This window comes from Georgenia wangjunii (genome assembly GCF_036421975.1).
Classification (GTDB): Bacteria; Actinomycetota; Actinomycetes; order Actinomycetales; family Actinomycetaceae; genus Georgenia_A; species Georgenia_A wangjunii.
The window spans coordinates 160717-177292 of the sequence record NZ_JAZGON010000007.1 but is presented as its reverse complement, the minus strand read 5'-3'; the positions used below and the strand labels follow the sequence as shown (position 1 = coordinate 177292).

The 16576-nt window shown below is 70.3% G+C and carries 17 protein-coding genes; 15 read left to right on the top strand and 2 right to left on the bottom strand.

Going from position 1 to position 16576, the window contains the following annotated elements; genetic code table 11:
* Position 1: 1 nt before the first annotated feature.
* Positions 2-736, bottom strand: a complete 735-nt coding sequence (locus V2J63_RS11900; protein ID WP_331231256.1) for a DUF5919 domain-containing protein — start codon at positions 734-736, stop codon at positions 2-4.
* 140 nt (positions 737-876) lie between these two features.
* On the opposite strand from V2J63_RS11900, the gene V2J63_RS11895 reads away from it, so the two are divergent.
* From V2J63_RS11895 to V2J63_RS11860, 8 genes are all read left to right on the top strand, one after another.
* A complete protein-coding gene (locus tag V2J63_RS11895) occupies positions 877-1737 on the top strand; it encodes a hypothetical protein (protein WP_331231255.1) in 861 nt (286 codons plus the stop codon).
* Positions 1738-2084: 347 nt separating this feature from the next.
* Positions 2085-2561: a hypothetical protein gene (locus tag V2J63_RS11890; RefSeq protein WP_331231254.1), complete on the top strand. Its 477-nt coding sequence runs from the start codon at positions 2085-2087 to the stop codon at positions 2559-2561.
* Positions 2562-2604: 43 nt separating this feature from the next.
* On the top strand, positions 2605-3720 hold the full coding sequence (locus V2J63_RS11885; protein ID WP_331231253.1) for a M23 family metallopeptidase: 1116 nt from the start codon (positions 2605-2607) through the stop codon (positions 3718-3720).
* A 140-nt stretch (positions 3721-3860) separates the two neighbouring features.
* On the top strand, positions 3861-4166 hold the full coding sequence (locus V2J63_RS11880; RefSeq protein ID WP_331231252.1) for a DUF6112 family protein: 306 nt from the start codon (positions 3861-3863) through the stop codon (positions 4164-4166).
* 9 nt (positions 4167-4175) lie between these two features.
* Complete coding sequence (locus tag V2J63_RS11875; RefSeq protein WP_331231251.1) at positions 4176-5441, top strand: hypothetical protein; 1266 nt, start codon at positions 4176-4178, stop codon at positions 5439-5441.
* Positions 5438-6901: an SCO6880 family protein gene (locus tag V2J63_RS11870; RefSeq protein WP_331231250.1), complete on the top strand. Its 1464-nt coding sequence runs from the start codon at positions 5438-5440 to the stop codon at positions 6899-6901. The genes V2J63_RS11875 and V2J63_RS11870 overlap by 4 nt, the downstream gene beginning before the upstream one ends.
* A gap of 17 nt (positions 6902-6918) precedes the next feature.
* The gene (locus V2J63_RS11865) at positions 6919-8439 is read left to right on the top strand and encodes a VirB4 family type IV secretion system protein (protein ID WP_331231268.1); all 1521 of its coding nucleotides are present in this window, start codon (positions 6919-6921) and stop codon (positions 8437-8439) included.
* A gap of 117 nt (positions 8440-8556) precedes the next feature.
* Positions 8557-9513, top strand: coding sequence for a hypothetical protein (locus V2J63_RS11860; RefSeq protein ID WP_331231249.1), 957 nt, complete (start codon positions 8557-8559; stop codon positions 9511-9513).
* A 488-nt stretch (positions 9514-10001) separates the two neighbouring features.
* Here the strand turns inward: V2J63_RS11860 and V2J63_RS11855 are convergent, their stop codons facing one another.
* The gene (locus V2J63_RS11855) at positions 10002-10478 is read right to left on the bottom strand and encodes a DUF4160 domain-containing protein (RefSeq protein ID WP_331231248.1); all 477 of its coding nucleotides are present in this window, start codon (positions 10476-10478) and stop codon (positions 10002-10004) included.
* A gap of 73 nt (positions 10479-10551) precedes the next feature.
* Between V2J63_RS11855 and V2J63_RS11850 the strand changes: the two genes are divergently transcribed.
* From V2J63_RS11850 to V2J63_RS11820, 7 genes are all read left to right on the top strand, one after another.
* Positions 10552-12555, top strand: coding sequence for a type IV secretory system conjugative DNA transfer family protein (locus V2J63_RS11850; RefSeq protein ID WP_331231247.1), 2004 nt, complete (start codon positions 10552-10554; stop codon positions 12553-12555).
* 27 nt (positions 12556-12582) lie between these two features.
* On the top strand, positions 12583-12858 hold the full coding sequence (locus V2J63_RS11845; RefSeq protein ID WP_331231246.1) for a hypothetical protein: 276 nt from the start codon (positions 12583-12585) through the stop codon (positions 12856-12858).
* A gap of 181 nt (positions 12859-13039) precedes the next feature.
* Positions 13040-13402, top strand: coding sequence for a hypothetical protein (locus V2J63_RS11840; RefSeq protein ID WP_331231245.1), 363 nt, complete (start codon positions 13040-13042; stop codon positions 13400-13402).
* Positions 13402-14799 (top strand): hypothetical protein, encoded by a 1398-nt coding sequence (locus V2J63_RS11835; RefSeq protein WP_331231244.1) that lies wholly within the window; start codon positions 13402-13404, stop codon positions 14797-14799. The genes V2J63_RS11840 and V2J63_RS11835 overlap by 1 nt, the downstream gene beginning before the upstream one ends.
* Positions 14796-15311 carry a hypothetical protein gene (locus V2J63_RS11830; RefSeq protein WP_331231243.1) on the top strand — a complete coding sequence of 172 codons (516 nt, stop codon included), beginning with the start codon at positions 14796-14798 and terminating at the stop codon, positions 15309-15311. Before V2J63_RS11835 ends, V2J63_RS11830 begins: the two co-directional genes overlap by 4 nt.
* A 57-nt stretch (positions 15312-15368) precedes the next feature.
* On the top strand, positions 15369-16223 hold the full coding sequence (locus V2J63_RS11825; protein WP_331231242.1) for a bifunctional DNA primase/polymerase: 855 nt from the start codon (positions 15369-15371) through the stop codon (positions 16221-16223).
* Entirely contained in the window at positions 16220-16456 is a 237-nt protein-coding gene (locus V2J63_RS11820; RefSeq protein WP_331231241.1) for a helix-turn-helix domain-containing protein, read from the top strand. Before V2J63_RS11825 ends, V2J63_RS11820 begins: the two co-directional genes overlap by 4 nt.
* Positions 16457-16576 lie beyond the last annotated feature (120 nt).

Here is a 16576-nt window from a genome sequence, read left to right as displayed (position 1 = left end):
CTTATCCGAGCGCCCGGGCTTGGTTCCACACTCTCTCGAAACTCTCCGCGTAGTGCGCGAAGAGCCGCCCCTCAGGTACGCGCTGGATATGAACCACCGGTGAGTGCGCAGCTGGCGCCCCGTACACATGGGTGTTCACGAGCATGACGTCGTCGGCCTGGTAAATCGAGGCGTAGAGGGTGGTTGCATGCAGGCGGATCTCGATGCCGCCGTGGCTCAGCAGTGGGGCGGCCAGGCTCAGCGTCATGCGGACTCGAGAGGGCATGTCGATCCCTTCCTCAGCACCGCGTGACGCCACCGCTGGTGATTCCGGGTCGCCGAAGAGCAGACGCACCCGTACGCCGGCTTCGGCTCGTTCAATCAGCGCCTTGCTCAGATCTGGGTGAGCGTCGAACCAGAAGAGCCCGGCGTAGACGAGCAGGTCCACCGTCTCCTCCGCCCCTGTGACGAGGTCGGTCCACGTCGGAGCGGGGACAAATCCCCTGTTGGGATAGATCGCAACGAACTCTGCGGCGCTGGCCCGCTGCGCGGGCCTGCCGTTCTCTGCCTCCGGCCACAGGTGGGCCAGATCCACACCGAGGACCTGCGCGACTTTCCAACGGTGTGCCCTGTAGGGGGTGCGGCCCGAGCTGATCCAGCGCTCAACCGTCTTGGGGTCGACTTCGACACGCTCGGCGAGCGCGGCCGAGTTCATACCGCACGCTGCCATCGCTGCGCGTAGCCGTTCGTTACCCATCGAGTCGCTCCCGGTTCTTTCCACAGGACGTCCGTCCTTCCGGGACGTCCCCGAGTTGTCCACAAGCGCGGTGCAGCCGTCCCGGTCGTTGCGGTCCGATAGGAACCGACCGCAGCCGACGACTATCTGCGAGGTGCGACATGAATCCGACGACTACGTCCGTCGCCGTACCCGGCGTCCTCGACGCTGCCGCCGAGCTCGACACCGACGCGCACGAAGGGCTTCGCCGGGCGGTGAGCCGCATCTGCTGCGAGGGCTGGGACGGCATGTGGGGCACCTGGTTAATGGCGCAGCTTGAGCAGCGCTCCCGTAGCTGGGCGGCGAAGATCGACCACCGGTGCGGTCGTCGAGCCGGAACGACGTTTCCCGGCGATGTGCTCGAGGCTTGCTGGTCCACGATCAAAAGGTTCCCCGAGAAGATCGTGGCCGCGGAAGCACCATGGGCTTATCTGTGGACAGCAGCAAGCAATGCCCTCGCTGTGGACATCACCGCGGAGTCGATGCTGAGCACCCGGGGCGCCCGCAGCCGACAGGCAGACCGTCCTGACCGAGTCCTGCGGATTGGTCTCGAGGTGCATCACCTGGACGCCGCACCGGTAGGGGCGTCGGAGCCGGTCCGGTCGCTGTCGCGGGGGGTTAGTGCCCTCATCCGCATCCTGGCCGGCCGCGACCGCGACCGCATGGCGTTCTGGATGGACGCCGTCGATCGCGCGCTGGACGTGATGGCCGACGCACGTCGCTCCTACGAGGAGACCACCCTTCGACGGGACCCGTACCTGCTCGAGCGGCTTGGCTTCACGCCGGAGGAACTCAGCGCGCTGGCGGCCCTGCTCATCGGTCCCCGGCGAGGCGACCGTGCCTCCCAGTCTCTGCTACTCGCCCTGCGCCGAGACCCTGCTACACCGATCGACTCCGTCGCAGGAGCGGCGCGACGGGTGCAGCTCCTCCAAGCCCACGGTTCACATTCGCGCCTATTCGCGTGGCCACCCGCCGCAGCGTGACGGCCCTTCCGAGAACGTCGGCCTAGCGCTGAGCTCGTCGCGCACTTCAACGACCGCCCCCTCGAAGCCCTGGCCGCCACCGACCTAGAGACGCGTGTGCGCGCAGTGCGCACTCCCCGTGCGACACAGCCGTCCGAGGAGGTCACATGAAGCGATTCCGAGCGCTCCTCATCATGCTCGCGGCCACCGTGGTTCTCGCGGTTGTGGCGTGGGCCGCACTACAGACCCCCACAGGAACGACTGAGCCGGCGGATCAATCCGCGCCATCCGGCGCTAGCACCAGATGGTCGTCAGACAGCGCGGGAGCGTCGGACGTCGCCGGCCCTCGAGAACCTGCATCCGCGGACATGACGGTGGTCGAGCTCTCGGATCCAGACGCGTATGCCCATGCCATCGCGAAGGTGCTGTTCACGATGGACGCCCGCGCACTCGAGGCCGACGACTACCGCCGTCTGCTCATGGCCCACGCCGACCCGCTGATGTCTGAGACCGGCGTCGCCGACCTGCGGCACATGGTGGACGAACGTGTCCCCGACGAGACGCAGTGGTCTCGCATGCGCGCGAACCGGCAATGGTCGCAGTGGTCGCCGACGGCGGGCTGGGAGCCGGAGACCTGGACCGCCGTCGTGACCGAGGGCCGGGCGGAGCCGGGATGGGCGATGCGCAACGTCACCGGGACGCAAACGACCCACTACGTCGACGCACGCCAACAGCGGACAGCGTCGAGCGAGCCAACGGTCACCATCGGGATGCGCTGCCCGACTCCTGGAAGCGACGTCGACCATTGCTACCTGACCATGATCGGCACGGTCGTCGTCCCATGAGCCCCCATCCCGGCGAGCCGGCCGGAGCCGCGAGGGGCGAACGGTGAAACGTGCGGTGATCCTCCTCGGGGTCCTGGCGCTGCTCGTCGCCGGCGGCCCCGCGGCCGCGGCGCTGGTCGGAATGATCGTCCTTGGTGCGGAGTCCTCGGCGGGCGCTAGTTCGGTCTGCGGCGGAGGAATTGAGGGCGGCAGCGTCCTGCCGGCAGGAGACCCACCCGACCGCGTCGGCGCCTACGAGGGTGTGCAGCTCAGCAACGCCGCGCAGATCGTCATCGCCGGCGAGCGACTCGGGGTCGGCGTTCACGGCCAGACCCTCGCGGTCATGACGGCCATGGGTGAAAGCTCCCTCATCAACGTCGACCGCGGCGACGCCGTCGGCCCGGATTCACGGGGCCTGTTCCAGCAGCGTGCGAACGGCGCGTGGGGAAGCTATGCCGACCGGATGAACCCGGCGACCGCAGCGACGAACTTCTACCGCGCCTTGCTCGAGGTCGAGCACTGGCAGAGTCTGCCGCCGACCGTCGCCGCGCACCGTGTCCAACGAAACGCCGACCCTCACCACTACGCCCCGTACTGGCCGGACGCCGTCGCCGTCATTCAGGCACTCACCCAACCGCTCCCCCGCGGCCGAGCTGCGGCAGTCAGCACAGGTCCCCCGGTCGCGGACATCGGCTCCTGCGGACCGGGTGGTTCCCCCGCTGTGACAGCGCAGGGTTGGACCAATCCCGCTGTCGGCCAGCACACCTCGCCCTTCGGTCCACGTATCCACCCCATCACCGGGGCTCCGGCCCTGCACACCGGCAACGACGTCGCGAACCGGTGCGGGACACCGGTCCTGGCGGCCGCGGACGGCGTCGTGATCTGGGCGGCGCCGGGCCCGCACCAGGGGCGGACAGGGAACCAGATCATCGTCGACCATGGTGGGGGCGTGACAACGAGGTACGGGCACGTCCTTACCGGCACGACGCGCGTCCGCGTCGGAGATCACGTCACGACCGGCGCCCAGATCGCCGCCATGGGCGGAGACGCCACGCTCGATCCCCTTGGAGCCGGATCGAGCACCGGATGCCACCTCCACTTCGAGGTCACCGTCAACGGACAACCCACGAATCCCAGTGCGTACCTCCTCGCCCAGGGCGTCACCCTGGGCGCCGCGTGAACCGGAGCTGTCCGCGGCCGCGACGGCACGCGCGACTCCGGGAGTCTGCGCGGGGTCATCTCCGTCCACAGGCGTGCGCAGACCCGGATCTCCCGGCATGGACAACCGCAACCGCGGCACAACTACCGCTGGAGACCCCGATGTCCGTTCGCTGGTCCCTCGCCGTGCTCGCCGACGACCCCGGCGTGACTCCCAACAGCAGCGGCCTGCCCGGCCTGATCCAGGTGCGCGAGATCGTCGGCGCCCTGCTCACGTTCGGCCTGGTGGCGTGCGTCGCCGCGCTCGTCATCGCCGCAGTCGTCTGGGGGCTCGGGTCGAACTCGGGCAACCCCCATCTCGCCGGGCGCGGCAAGTCCGGCGTCGTCGTCGCGGCCGGCGCCGCGATGCTCATCGGCGCCGCGAACGCCATCGTGACGTTCTTCTCCAACGCCGGCTCCCTGGTCTGAGGCGCCCCCATGGACATGTGCGACCTGGGCTCCATCGCCTACGCCTGCGCGGCCGTGGGCGCCGCAGCGACCGGCGTGACGGACGTAGCCGCCGAGGGCATCTTGAACACCCTGAGCGACAACTTCGCCCGCGCGGTGGAGAGCGTGCTCGACGCCGTCTTCGAGGCCATCTCGGCCACGACCACGGTCGACCTCAGCGCCGCCTACGTCGAACGCAACGCCGCGGCCCTCGCCAGTGTGGCGCTCATCCTTATCGTCGGGCTGTTCGTCATCCAGGTGCTCACCGCAGCGCTGCGCGGGGAGCCCGGAGGGCTCGGGCGAGCTCTCCTCGGAGCTGGCACAGCGGTCCTGGGCACGGCGGCAGCGGCGGGGATCACGCAGTCGCTCCTCGTGGCGGTGGACGAGATCTGCGATGCCATCGCCGCGCTCGCCGGGACCAGCATCGAGGACGCAGCTCGAAAGCTCCTCGACATCAGCTTGCTCCTCGACCTGACAGGGAACTCGGGCGCCCGTTCCGTGCTCGTCATCGTCTTCGGTGCGCTCTTCATCATCGGCGCCATCCTGACGCTGGGCACCCTCCTTGTGCGCGAAGCACTCATCGTCGTTGCGGTCGTCGTCGCTCCACTCGCCATCTCTGGGGCCACCGCCCGTCTCACCACGGGCTGGGTCCGGCGGTGGGTCCAGGTCACTCTCGCCCTGATCCTGTCGAAGCTCGCGATCGTCGTGGTCTTCGTCGTCGCCGTCGGGATGGTCGGAGAGGGCGGCGGCCTCGGTGCCCTGCTCTCCGGGCTGATCCTTCTCCTTCTGGCGTGCCTCGCGCCGTGGGCGTGCTTCAAGTTCCTCGACTTCGCGGGCACCTCGGTCGCCTCGGAATGGCACCGCGCAACCAACGGCTCAACCCTGGCCGCGGTCCATCAGGGCCGCACCACCGCGCAGTCGCTAATGCGCACGGCCGCTCCCATCGTCGGTGGGCACGGTGGCGTCGCCGCGTCGAGGGCGGCCTCCGGCGGCGGCGCCGCACGCGGGGCGAGCGCCACCATGGCGGCGTCCGTTCGTTCAGCTGGCACCAGCTCGGGCCCGACACCGGCGCAGCCCGCCGGGCAGGGCACCGCCTCATCGCTCGAGCGAGCAACCGGCGCGGCCACACCGCCCCCTCCGGCGAGCGCGCCCTCGGCACGAAGCTCGTCGACTCCGTCACCCGCTCCCGCACCTACGCCGGCACCCGTTCCCGCCGCTGCCGGTCGCGGTCCGTCGGCACCTCTGGAGCGCTCGTGACTCTCTCCTCGTCCCGCCCCGCCCACCTCACCACACCCACGGTGCGGTTCGGGCGCCGGTCCTCCCGCGGCGTACTGCTCGGACTCTCCGCCCCCCGAGTCGCAGCACTGGGCATGGCGCTACTCATCGCTCTGCCCGCCGTCTACCTGCGCGGGTTCACCGGCCTGGCCTTGACCTCACCGGTGTGGGGGCTCGCCCTCGCGTCGGCCTGGGTGAGTGTCGGAGGCCGGCGCGCAGTGGAGTGGGTACCTGTGTACGGGCACTGGATCCTGCGCCGCGCCCTCAAGCAGAACATCTACGGCGTCCGCGTCCTCAAGCCGCGCCCCGCCGGGACCCTCGCCCTGCCCGGAGACGCCGCCAGCCTGCGCCTGCACCACGACATCGCATCCGGGGCAGCCATGGTCCACGACCCTGCAGGCCACACCCTCACCGCCACAGCCCGGGTACGCCACCCCTCCTTCGTCCTCCTCGCGCCCGGCGACCAGGAGCGCCGAGTCTCCGCATGGGGCCGGGTACTGGCGACGTGCTGCGCCTCGGGGCGCATCGCCCGGATCCAGGTCCTCGAGCGCACGCTCCCCGACGCCGGCGAAGGTGTGCGCCGCTACTGGGCCGAGCACGGCACCAACGACGGCGGATGGGCCGCCACCGAGTACGACCAGCTCGTCGAGGAGTCGCTCCCTACCTCTGAGCGCCATGAGACCACGATCAGCATCAGTCTCGACATGACCCGCGCCAGACGCGCGATCCGCGCCGAAGGAGGCGGCGTCCCCGGAGCAGCCGCGGTACTGCGTCGCGAGCTCAACACCGTCTTCGCCGCCCTGAGCGCCGCTGACATCATCCTCGAGGGCTGGGTCCAGCCCGACGACCTCGCCACCATCCTCCGGCTTGCCTACGACCCTGCCGCCGCGCACACCATCCATCGCTCCGCCGTGGGGCACGACCCCAGCACCGCAGGACCGGTCCTGGTCCATGAGCACCTGGACCACCTGCGCACCGACTCCGGAGTGCACGCCGTGTACTGGATCTCCGAATGGCCCCGAAGTGAGGTCTTCCCCTCCTTCCTCTCCCCCGTACTCCTCTCCGCCGGGATACGACGAGCGACCTCGATCGTCGCCCAGCCGCTGACCACCGCCGAAGCCATGCGCTCCGTACGGAAGGAACGCGTCGAGTACCAGACCGACGCGGCCCAACGTCAGCGGATCGGGCAGATCGCCGACTACGCCAGCGAGCAAGAGTGGGCCGACGTCAACCAACGCGAGCGCGACCTCGTCGCCGGCCACGGCGACCTCCGCTTCGCCGGATTCCTCTGCGTCACCGCCCCCGACCTCGACGCACTCCAAGCCGCCCGGTCCGCGATCGAGCAGGCCGCCATCCAGTCCGGGTGCGAGACCCGACTCCTCCTCGGCCAGCAAGCCCAAGCGTTCACCGCCGCCGCGCTCCCCCTGTGCCGCGGCCTCTGACAACCACGGAAGATGCCATGGACACCTCACGACTGCTCACCACGGCGCTCCTGACGCCTGCTGGCGAGCGCGCGCAGGACCGACGACGGCGGCGGCGCCTGACCGGCGATCTCCAACGGACCGCCCGCACGCTCGACGCGGCCAACCACGAGGCGGACGCCGACGGAGACACTGAGAGAGCGACATGGCTGCCTCGCTCGGGCGAGCACGGACCGGCCGCGCTTCGTGCGTGGTTGCCGTTCCGGGTCCCGCCACACGCGGCGACGTCGGCCACCCTCGCCGGGGCATACCCGTTTCTCGCAGAAGCCGGCCTCGGTTCCGACGGAGTGCTCATCGGGACCGATCTACTCTCTGGCGGCTCCTTCGTCTACGACCCCTGGCAGCTCTACCGCCAGGGCGTCCTGACCAACCCCAACGTCCTGCTCGCGGGCGTCATCGGCACCGGGAAGTCCGCCCTCGCCAAGTCTCTCGCCACTCGCTCCCTCGCCTTCGGCATCCGCATCTACATCCCCGGCGACCCCAAGGGCGAATGGACCGCGGTCACAGAAGCGGTCGGCGGCGCGGCGGTCACCCTTGGCCACGGCTTGCCGACCCGGCTCAACCCGCTCGATGAAGGGCGGCGCCCGACGGGCACCGGTGACCGTGAGTGGTACGTACTCGTGTGGTCTCGGCGGCGCGAGCTCCTCGGCGTCCTGGCCGAGACCGTGCTCGGCCGCCCCCTGCAGCCAGTCGAGCACACCGCCCTCGACGGAGCGCTCACCGCCACAATCGCGACCACGACCGTGCCAACCCTTCCGGCCGTAGTCGAGCGGCTGCTCGACCCCCACGGTGAGACCCCGGACGACACGACACTGCTGCGCAGCGAGGGCCGCGACGTCGCCCACGCCCTGCGACGCATGGTCCACGGTGACCTCGCCGGCCTCTTCGACGGCGAGTCCACCGTCCGATTCGACCCCTCCGCACCGATGATTTCCCTCGACCTCTCCAGGGTCTCCGGAAACGACACCCTGCTGTCGCTGGTCATGACCTGTGCGTCGACCTGGATGGAAGCCGCCCTCCTCGACCCCGACGGCGGCCGCCGATGGGTCGTCTACGACGAGGCATGGCGGGTCATGCGCCACCCAGCACTCATCCAACGCATGCAGTCCCAGTGGAAGCTTTCGCGCGCATACGGCATCGCGAACCTCATGGTCATCCACCGACTCTCCGACCTCGACGCCGTCGGCGACCAACGCAGTGAAGCTCGCGCCCTCGCCCAAGGGCTCCTCGCCGACTGCTCCACCCGCGTCGTCTACCGCCAAGAATCCGACCAGCTCACGACATCAGCCGAGGCCCTCGGGCTCACAGACACCGAGCGGGACCTGCTTCCCACGCTCGGCATCGGACAGGGGCTCTGGCGCATCCGCGACCGCGCCTTCATCGTCCAGCACCAGATGACGCAGGGAGAACTCGGGGTCTTCGACACCACCGCGAGGATGGCACGAGGGGCCGCACCGGCTTCTCGTCACCCGGTCGTAGTGTCCGAGCACAGAATCTGAACTAGCAGCGGTCCTCTCGGGAGGACCGCCCGGCGCTCGGACAGGAGATCTGATCATGCCGACGAGGGAGCGCCCTGCATCCTCTCTCCGCGAAGTCTGAGCGGTAGTGTGCGGTGCGTGTCGGACTCGGAAGCTCTACTCGCCACGTGCGCAGGGGCCGGTGCGACGCTAGTCGCCATCGTCGGCGGTCTCCTCGTAAGCCGATACCTCACGCTAGAGAGTGAGGCGTTAGGAGCCAGGAAGCTGGCGCAGTCGCTAGAGGAGAAACTGAACGGCGCACGTCGTCGGGCCACCGAGTCTCAGGGCGACCATGAGCGTTACGCGCTGCGCGAGATCTTGACCGGCGACGACTTTGTTCGGCAGTTTCTCGGAGCTGTCCCCCGCGGTGGCTTGCCGACGGAAGCCGTTGCCGCGAGTATCAGCGTGGCCGGATTGAGCGCCGAGACGATTGCCGAGGTCACGAAGGAGTTTAACGCAGAGGCGAAGCGCGTTCGCGCATTTGACTGGGGGATGGTTCCGCACGCGAATAACCACGCCTACTGGGACGACTTCGCACGGGAGAACAACATTCGTCCTCAGATCGGGGAGATGTGGGAGTACCTCTACATCGAAATCTGCAAAAAGCGGCGGCCGCCAGAACAGCCCGGGCGCCTCGGCCTACCTGCGATGGACATGGCGACGATGGGCATCGTTTCCGTCCCGGAGCAGAACCGACGTCGCGACATTCGAAATCGGCTCATCGATGCCCGCGACCTGGACCGCGCGCAAGTTCGTCGTCTCGAGGTCGAGCTGGCAGCGGCGGTGACGGCGCGCGATTCGCTAGAACAGCCACCTGGACTCGTGACTGGCCTGGCGGTCCTCGCGTTCCTCACGGTCACAAGCGTGATCGTCCCCGTGCTTCTCCTGGCGCCGACGCCAGCCACGCTGACCTACCGCGGGGCGCTTGGGGTCGTAGGGCTCTTCATCGCCGGCATAGCCGTGCTGTTGTTGTACTTGGGAACCCACGTCCACCGCCTCCTGCGCGTCCGCGCCGCGGGATCAGATCACCCGAACGCAGACCGCCGCGGTCGCTAGAGCCTGCTGGCTCGCGCTGGGCAGACACGGCACCGGGATCAGTCCTCACGCCCAACCGCCGTGCCTTCGACAGGCCCAACGGCCGTTAGACGGTGGCCTGGCTCGCGCTCGATCCTGCCGCCAGCTCCGCCATCCTGGAGCCCCGTCGTTCGAGGCTGGACAAAGGGCCGTCCCGCTGTGGACGACACCGACAAGCCTTAGACTGGATGCGTTGGCTCCCACACGGTGACGGGCTTCCAGCACCAGCCAGCCCCCGGGTTGAGGCGCCAAGGGGTCGCCCTGGGGTCCGAACCCCCGGTCCTCGCCCGACGCAGGCAACCCAAATTCGACTGCGGCTAGATGCACTTCGATGGTCGTCAGGTCGAGGCGTACGAATTCCGGCCTCCTGCCATGCCGCGCCGGGCGAAACATTTGCCTTTGCACTGCCCGGCATCGGCGACCTGCGGGCCAGCCGACAGGTTAACTTCTGACGACGCGATCACCAAGCCCTAGGCGAGGAGTGCGACGGTTTCTCCATGATTCTTCTTCCACCAGGCTGCGAACAGTTCGTGGTGCTCGACGACGAGCGCCTTCATACGCTTCAACTGCTTCTGCCTTGCCCAAGGCGGTAGGTCGCCCTCGGGTTCACCGGTCTGGAGATTGATCTTCACGTACTGGCAGTCTGGTTCGGACTTCTTCAAAATATGCACATGTGCCGGCGGATGGTCATCCGGCCACACGTGAACGCTGATCCCTCCATCGAACTTCTTCCCCTCCGCAGTCAAAGCGGTAAGGAACCCCTCCTCGTCGAGGGCCATCGGCCAGTCGTCCTTGTTCTCGCCGAACTCGTACAACGCCATCCTCACGAGTCGCTCCAGGACGTCCTCAGCCTCTAGGCGCCCTTCAGCCTCGGCCAGTTCCCATCCCGCTGCCTCGCCGAGGGCCCTCCCCGCACGCTCGTACGGCGTAAGGTCGTCATCCTTCATCTGCCCAATCTACAGCCAAGGGCTTCATAGCCGTGAACGTTTGAGTGATCGGCGCGAGTTTCCGTCAGTACCGATGGTCACCGTTCCCAGTTCGGGATGCGCACGGCCGGCGGCTCGTCGCCGATGGCTGGTTGATGTGTCGCACGCGGTGCGCGGAACGCCGCCTCTCGGAAGCATGGTCTCCGCAGGTAGTTCACCGCGTTCCGCGCCCACTGGGCTGCATGAGGATCTGACAACGTGCAGCCTGGTTGGGCTCTCGGCTGCGGGAGCGCTAGCCGGTGTGCTTTGGGCGGGGGCGTGGGTCGCCGCAGTGGCGACCGGCAGAGTTCCGCCACGACTTGGCATCGGCGGGGCAGCCGCATTGCTGGCGAACCCAGCAGATCCGGCTGCCGCCTGGGGCACGCCGATGCCCGGCGCGGTCACGTACTGGGCACTCACCTCCGTCGTTCTGATGGCCACTGCGACGGTCATCGTCATAGTTGCGCGGTGGTGGCGCCGTTCGAAGCGCCGCGGTGAGGCGGATCCACGTTCGCTCGCCGGTATCGCGACGGCGGCGGAGGTCACCGCGGCAGCTGGCCTTCGTGCGGTTCGTCGTCGGGCCCGCCATGCTCGTCCCTCGCTCCACCGCCCGGTGGGGGTCGAGGTCGGTTACCGGCTGGGCCGCTCACGCGGAGTCGAGACCTGGGCCTCGGTCGAGGACTCCATGCTCGTTGTTGGTCCGCCACGGTCGGGCAAGGGCTTGCACCTGGTGATTCCGATGCTCCTGGACGCGCCGGGGGCGGTCGTCGCGACGTCGACGCGGCCGGACAACCTCGCCGTGACTTTGCAGGCTCGCCGCGCCGTCGGGCCGGTGGCGGTGTTCGACCCGCAGCGCCTCGCGCCCGGGGTTGCGGGCGGACTGCGGTGGTCCCCCGTCCGGGGGTGCGAGCTGCCCCAGACCGCGATGATCCGCGCCCGGGCCCTCGCCGCCGGCACCGGCATGTCCCGCACGGTCGAGGGCGGGGACTTCTGGCAGGGCCAGACCGAAGCCGTGCTGCGGTCCTTGCTGCACGCTGCCGTGCTCGGCGGGCGCTCCGCTCGGGACCTCTACCGGTGGTCGTTGGACCCGGCGACGGTGGCCGATGCCGTCACGATTCTCGCCCAGAACGGCGCCGCACCAGGCTGGGACGACGCCCTCGAGCAGGCGGCTCACTCTGATCCGCGGACGCGGGACTCGATCTGGCTCGGGGTGAGGCAGGCGCTCTCGAGCTTGGCCGACCCCCGTGTGCTCGAGGCCGTGTCTCCGCGACCCGGGGAGGAGTTCGACCCGACGTCGTTCCTGCACGAGCGGGGCACGTTGTTCGTCCTGGGGACCGCGTCGGGGGCCGGCGCGGCCGGGTCGCTGGTCGCGGCCCTGGTTGAGGACATGGTCGAGACCGCCCGGAGCCTCGCCGCGACCTCGCCCGGTGGGCGGCTCGACCCGCCGCTGCTGCTGGCTCTGGACGAGATCGGCAACCTCGCTCCCCTGCCGTCGCTGCCGTCGCTCATGTCCGAAGGGGGCGGGTCGGGCATCACGACGCTGGCGGTCCTTCAGTCCTTGTCCCAGGCGCGGGACCGGTGGGGTGAGCAGCCCGCCGGGGCGCTGTGGGACGCCGCCATCGCGAAGGTCATCCTCGGAGGCGGCTCCAACGCCCGCGACCTGGCCGACCTCTCCGCGCTGATCGGCGACCGGGATGAGTTCACCGACGCTGTCTCCCGCGGCGCGTACGGCGAGCGGTCGACCTCGACCAGCGTCCGACGGGTCCCCGTCATGGACACCTCCCGCCTGCGCACGCTGCCCTTCGGAACAGGGGTTCTGCTCCTGCGCACCGCTCCGCCCATCGTGCTCGACCTGGCCCCCTGGACCTCCCGCAAGGATGCGCGAGCTCTGTCTGCTGCCCGCGGCAGTGTCGAAGCCCAGCTGCGGACCGCCGCGGACTCCAAGGCCGCCACGGACTGCGCAGCGGGCGGGGGCACTCCCGGCGGTGAGACGAAGGACGAAGTGAGAGCCAAGCCCGCTCAGGACTCCGGCTCCTGCAGAGCCACCGGCGACTACTGACCTTCGAACGTCTGTACGGTTACACCCATGGTGCTCGGCGCAGACGGCGTTACCCCCTGGTGGGCGGCCCGCCAGATCGTCCTGAACGCGCGAGCAGTTCCGGAGCGGTTCGTGCGAGGCGCCTCACCGATCCCCGTGCTCGTGCGGTTGCACTGGTCCGACGACGGGGAGGAGTGGGTGCCGACGGCAGCGAACGCGTGGACCGTCCCGCTGGTCCTCGTCGAGGTCGACGACGCACGCTCCAACGTCCGTGGCCTGTGGGTTCCCGCGCGAGACATCCGCAGACGCGACATCTCGCGCTAGGACTACACGGCCTCAAGTCTCCCCACCCGCCCACAGTCGGGAACGCGGTGACCTGGGCTCCTGCCCAGGACGACATCGCGGGCTCACCTCGATCACTCCGGCTCTCCCTCCCGAACTGCCGTGCGCGATGCGATCGCTCTCCCCTCCGACACGCCCGTACCGGCACGAGGAGCGACCAACCATGACCGAGACACCCGAGTACGCACCGACTCCCGACGAGGGGACTTTCGGTGCCCACCTCGTTGCCCTTGCCCGGGGCCACCTGGCCGCCGCGCTGACGGCACTCCCCCGCACATCCGACGCTGCGCTCGAGGTGTGCGCGGCGTGGTCTGACCTCGAGGAGCCTGGCCGCCTCTCGCAGCTCCAGGAGGTCAGGCCCCTGCAGCAGCCTGCGGACTCACTTCGCCTCGCCCGTGACCTACTGCGCGATGCCACGGGCGCGGCCCTGGACGGCGGGCGTGCGATGGCGTGCGCTCGGGCGGTCCGCCACCTCGACGACGCGCTCGATGCCGTCGCCGCCCGGCCGCAGGCGGGTGGGGCGTGATGTACGAGACGCACATGGCCCGTGCCGCCCGCTACGCCGCGGTCGCACTGGCGCAGCGCCCCTCAGACGGGGCCGACGGCGACGCCCTCACCGTCCTTCACGACGACCTGGCGCTCGTGCTCGCCGAGATGAGCCAGCTCGTCACCGGGCTCGGTGTCCAGCACCAGGAGACCGTGCGCGTGTCCGAGCTCGCCAGCCACCCCGTCAAAATCATGCTCAACCAGCTCCACGCCATGGCCCACCCCGGGCGCCCGGTCGAGCACCGGGAGCCGCCGTCGCAGCGGTGGGCCGGCAGGCCCGAGAGCCCGGCTGCCGTGACCGATCCGCGCGGCGCCTGGAAGGGCCTCGCCGTCGAGGCATTCCTCGCCCGCCACGCACTCGAGAGCGACGACCGACCACTCACCAACACCCGCGCATGGACAGTCCTCGGCGACGTCGCCGCGCTCGCCGAGACCCTCGCCGTGGGCAAACGCGACCTCTTCACCCACACCGGATCAGGCGCCGAGCACACCGGTCGCGCAAGAGCCATACTCGCCTCCCTCGCCGTGGAGGCCCGGGAAGTCGCGCGTCTGGCCGCGGTCGGTGCCAGCACCGCCGATCGCGCGGTTCCCGGGACGGCGAACGCCCGCGGCGTCATCACCGTGCCACGCAGCAGCCGCCTCCCGGACGCCGTGGAGAACCTCGCCCACATCCTCGACCTCGACGATGCCTCCGCCCCCGACCTGCTCGCCGTCACCCGCGTCCTGGCCCAGACCAGCCGCGCCGCAGCCGCCGTCCTCAACACAGCTGCCGCAGCACCGCAGGCCGGAATCCCGGACCACCTCAGGGCAAGCGCCGACGTGCTCCTCGTGCACAGCGACCGCCTCGCCGAGGCCGTCACGGCGTACCAGACCAAGCTCGGCAGCATGAGCGCCGGGTCCCCGCTGCTCATCGCTCAAGCCCGCGAGATCGGCGCCATCGCGGTGCCCCGCCTGCGCTCCCTGGCCCACCGCCCCACCGAGGCGGAGGCGGCCTCGCCCGACCTCCTGCGCTACACCGAGGTCATCGCGGGCGTCACCGACGCCGTCCACGCCAAGTTCACCGCACTCGACTCCCGCCGCGAGATCCTCCTCCGTGACCGGTCGGAGGACGCGCCCCATGGGTGGCGCCGCCCCGACCAGGCCGACCTCGCTCACCTGACGGGCATGCTCAACCAAGCTGCAGCCGCCGCCCGCAACGCGCCGGCGCCGATCCGCACACGTTCCACGCCACCGGTCCCCGCGGCCACGATCGCCGCCGCCGGCGCGGTCCTGGACCTGCAGCGAGCCCTCCTGCACCGACAGAGCCAAGTCCGCCCCCACCGGCCCGCGACGTCGTACGTCGGGATCGACTACCGGCCCCCGCCACCCCAGCCATGAGTTCCGACCCGTCGTTTGCGGATCACCCGGCCGGCGTCGGTCCCGGCGACGCCGACCTCGACGCCCTGGTCGATCAGGTGCTCGGGCAGCGCCCCCGCCCGATCGACTGGTCCCAGCTCCGAGGCGACGAGCTCGAGGAGCAGTGGGAGGTGTTGGACCGGTGGGTGCGCTGGCTCGTCTGCCGCTACGCCCTCGACCACCGAGACATCCCGGCGTGCTGGTACACCCACGGCGACCTCGTCGAGGAGCTCTCCGCGCTGCGCACCGCCCACCACGGGGCGTTCGACCCCTCCGGCCCCGCCTCCGGCCCCGCCGAGTGGCACCAGATCCTCGCCAACACCCGCGCCCGCCTGCAGCTCTGGGTCGCCCGCACGGGCTGCCGACCCGCCGAGCACCGGCCACCCATCGCCCCCACCTGGGCTCACGAACCCGCGCCGCAGCATTACCAGCGCGCCTTTCGCGACCGCGCGACCGCACATGGCGCCGCCGAGGCGGCACTCGACCGTCACTGACGGTGCGCAGAACCGCACCTCTCTCCAGACGAGACAACGACCATCCGGGAGGCTCCGGTGACCACGACCCACACGCCCCGCGTCGTACCGGACATGCGCGAGGCCGCCCTGGCCTACGCGGCCGCCGGGGTGCCCGTGTTCCCCTGCGTCCCGGGCGGCAAGACGCCCCTGACAGACAACGGGTTTCACGGCGCCACGAGCGACCGGGCCCTCCTGACCGGCTGGTGGCGCTGGCGCCCCAACGCCAACATCGCCGCCCCCACCGGCGGCCCGGCCTTCGATGTCCTCGACGTCGACGTCCGCCCGACCGGCAACGGCTTCCACGCCTACAACCAACTCAAGGACGCCGGGCTGCTCGAGGGGTGGACCCGCGCGGTGCGCACCCCTTCGGGCGGGCTGCACCTGTACTTCCCCGGCACCGATCAGCGCAACGGGAGCCTGCCCGCCCACCACATCGACTTCCGGGCCACCGGCGGATACGTCCTGCTGCCTCCCTCGCTCGGGCAGGCGAAGACGTACAGCCGCCGCTACGTGCTCCTCGAGGCCCGGACCGCGCCCGGTCGCCCCCTGGACTGGGCGGCGGTCAGCGCTCTCCTCGAGCCGCCCGCCCGCCGCCGGGAGCCTGCACCTCCCAGCCGGGCGGCGGGTGTGGACCCCGTGCCGTGGCTCGCCGCCCACGTTGCCCGACAGCCCGAGGGCAACCGCGACAACGCGCTCTTCTGGGCCACGTGCCGCGCGGTCGAGGCCGACGCCCACGACCTCACTCCGCTCATCGGAGCCGCCGTCAGCGCCGGCCTCTCTGAGCGCGAGGCGACACGGACGGTCCGCTCCGCCCAGGACACGATCGCCCGCAGCACCGCGCGACCCGCCCGACCGACCGAGCCGCCAGCCGTTGTCCCGCTGGCCCAATGACCAAGGAGACCCAGATGACCGCCGCCGGCCCTGCAGCCGCCGCACCGCCGCGCCTGCTCCTGTCCGTCGCCGAAGTCGCCGCCGAGCTCGGGTGCGGCCGCGACACCGTCTACGCCCTCCTCACCTCCGGCGCGCTTCCGTCGGTCAAGCTCGCCGGCCGACTGCGCCGGATCCGCCGGACGGACCTGACCGCCTACGTCGACTCACTCGCCTCAAGCACCCCGTCGCGATGAGCGCCGATGCCCGCGGCACCCCGGTGACGAAGGTGCTCCTCGGAACAAGCCGCTCCATAGCGGCACAGTCGACGGCATCGAGGGCCTCGGTGTCCACGCGGGCACTTCGATAGCGGACCG

Excerpts from the sequence above, each read along its gene's own strand:
- V2J63_RS11900 (WP_331231256.1), bottom strand. The coding sequence starts at position 736 with ATGGGTAACGAACGGCTACGCGCAGCGATGGCAGCGTGCGGTATGAAC.
- V2J63_RS11895 (WP_331231255.1), top strand. The coding sequence starts at position 877 with ATGAATCCGACGACTACGTCCGTCGCCGTACCCGGCGTCCTCGACGCT.
- V2J63_RS11890 (WP_331231254.1), top strand. The coding sequence starts at position 2,085 with ATGACGGTGGTCGAGCTCTCGGATCCAGACGCGTATGCCCATGCCATC.
- V2J63_RS11880 (WP_331231252.1), top strand. The coding sequence starts at position 3,861 with ATGTCCGTTCGCTGGTCCCTCGCCGTGCTCGCCGACGACCCCGGCGTG.
- V2J63_RS11875 (WP_331231251.1), top strand. The coding sequence starts at position 4,176 with ATGGACATGTGCGACCTGGGCTCCATCGCCTACGCCTGCGCGGCCGTG.
- V2J63_RS11865 (WP_331231268.1), top strand. The coding sequence starts at position 6,919 with ATGGACACCTCACGACTGCTCACCACGGCGCTCCTGACGCCTGCTGGC.
- V2J63_RS11855 (WP_331231248.1), bottom strand. The coding sequence starts at position 10,478 with ATGAAGGATGACGACCTTACGCCGTACGAGCGTGCGGGGAGGGCCCTC.
- V2J63_RS11850 (WP_331231247.1), top strand. The coding sequence starts at position 10,552 with ATGGTCACCGTTCCCAGTTCGGGATGCGCACGGCCGGCGGCTCGTCGC.
- V2J63_RS11845 (WP_331231246.1), top strand. The coding sequence starts at position 12,583 with ATGGTGCTCGGCGCAGACGGCGTTACCCCCTGGTGGGCGGCCCGCCAG.
- V2J63_RS11840 (WP_331231245.1), top strand. The coding sequence starts at position 13,040 with ATGACCGAGACACCCGAGTACGCACCGACTCCCGACGAGGGGACTTTC.
- V2J63_RS11835 (WP_331231244.1), top strand. The coding sequence starts at position 13,402 with ATGTACGAGACGCACATGGCCCGTGCCGCCCGCTACGCCGCGGTCGCA.
- V2J63_RS11830 (WP_331231243.1), top strand. The coding sequence starts at position 14,796 with ATGAGTTCCGACCCGTCGTTTGCGGATCACCCGGCCGGCGTCGGTCCC.
- V2J63_RS11820 (WP_331231241.1), top strand. The coding sequence starts at position 16,220 with ATGACCAAGGAGACCCAGATGACCGCCGCCGGCCCTGCAGCCGCCGCA.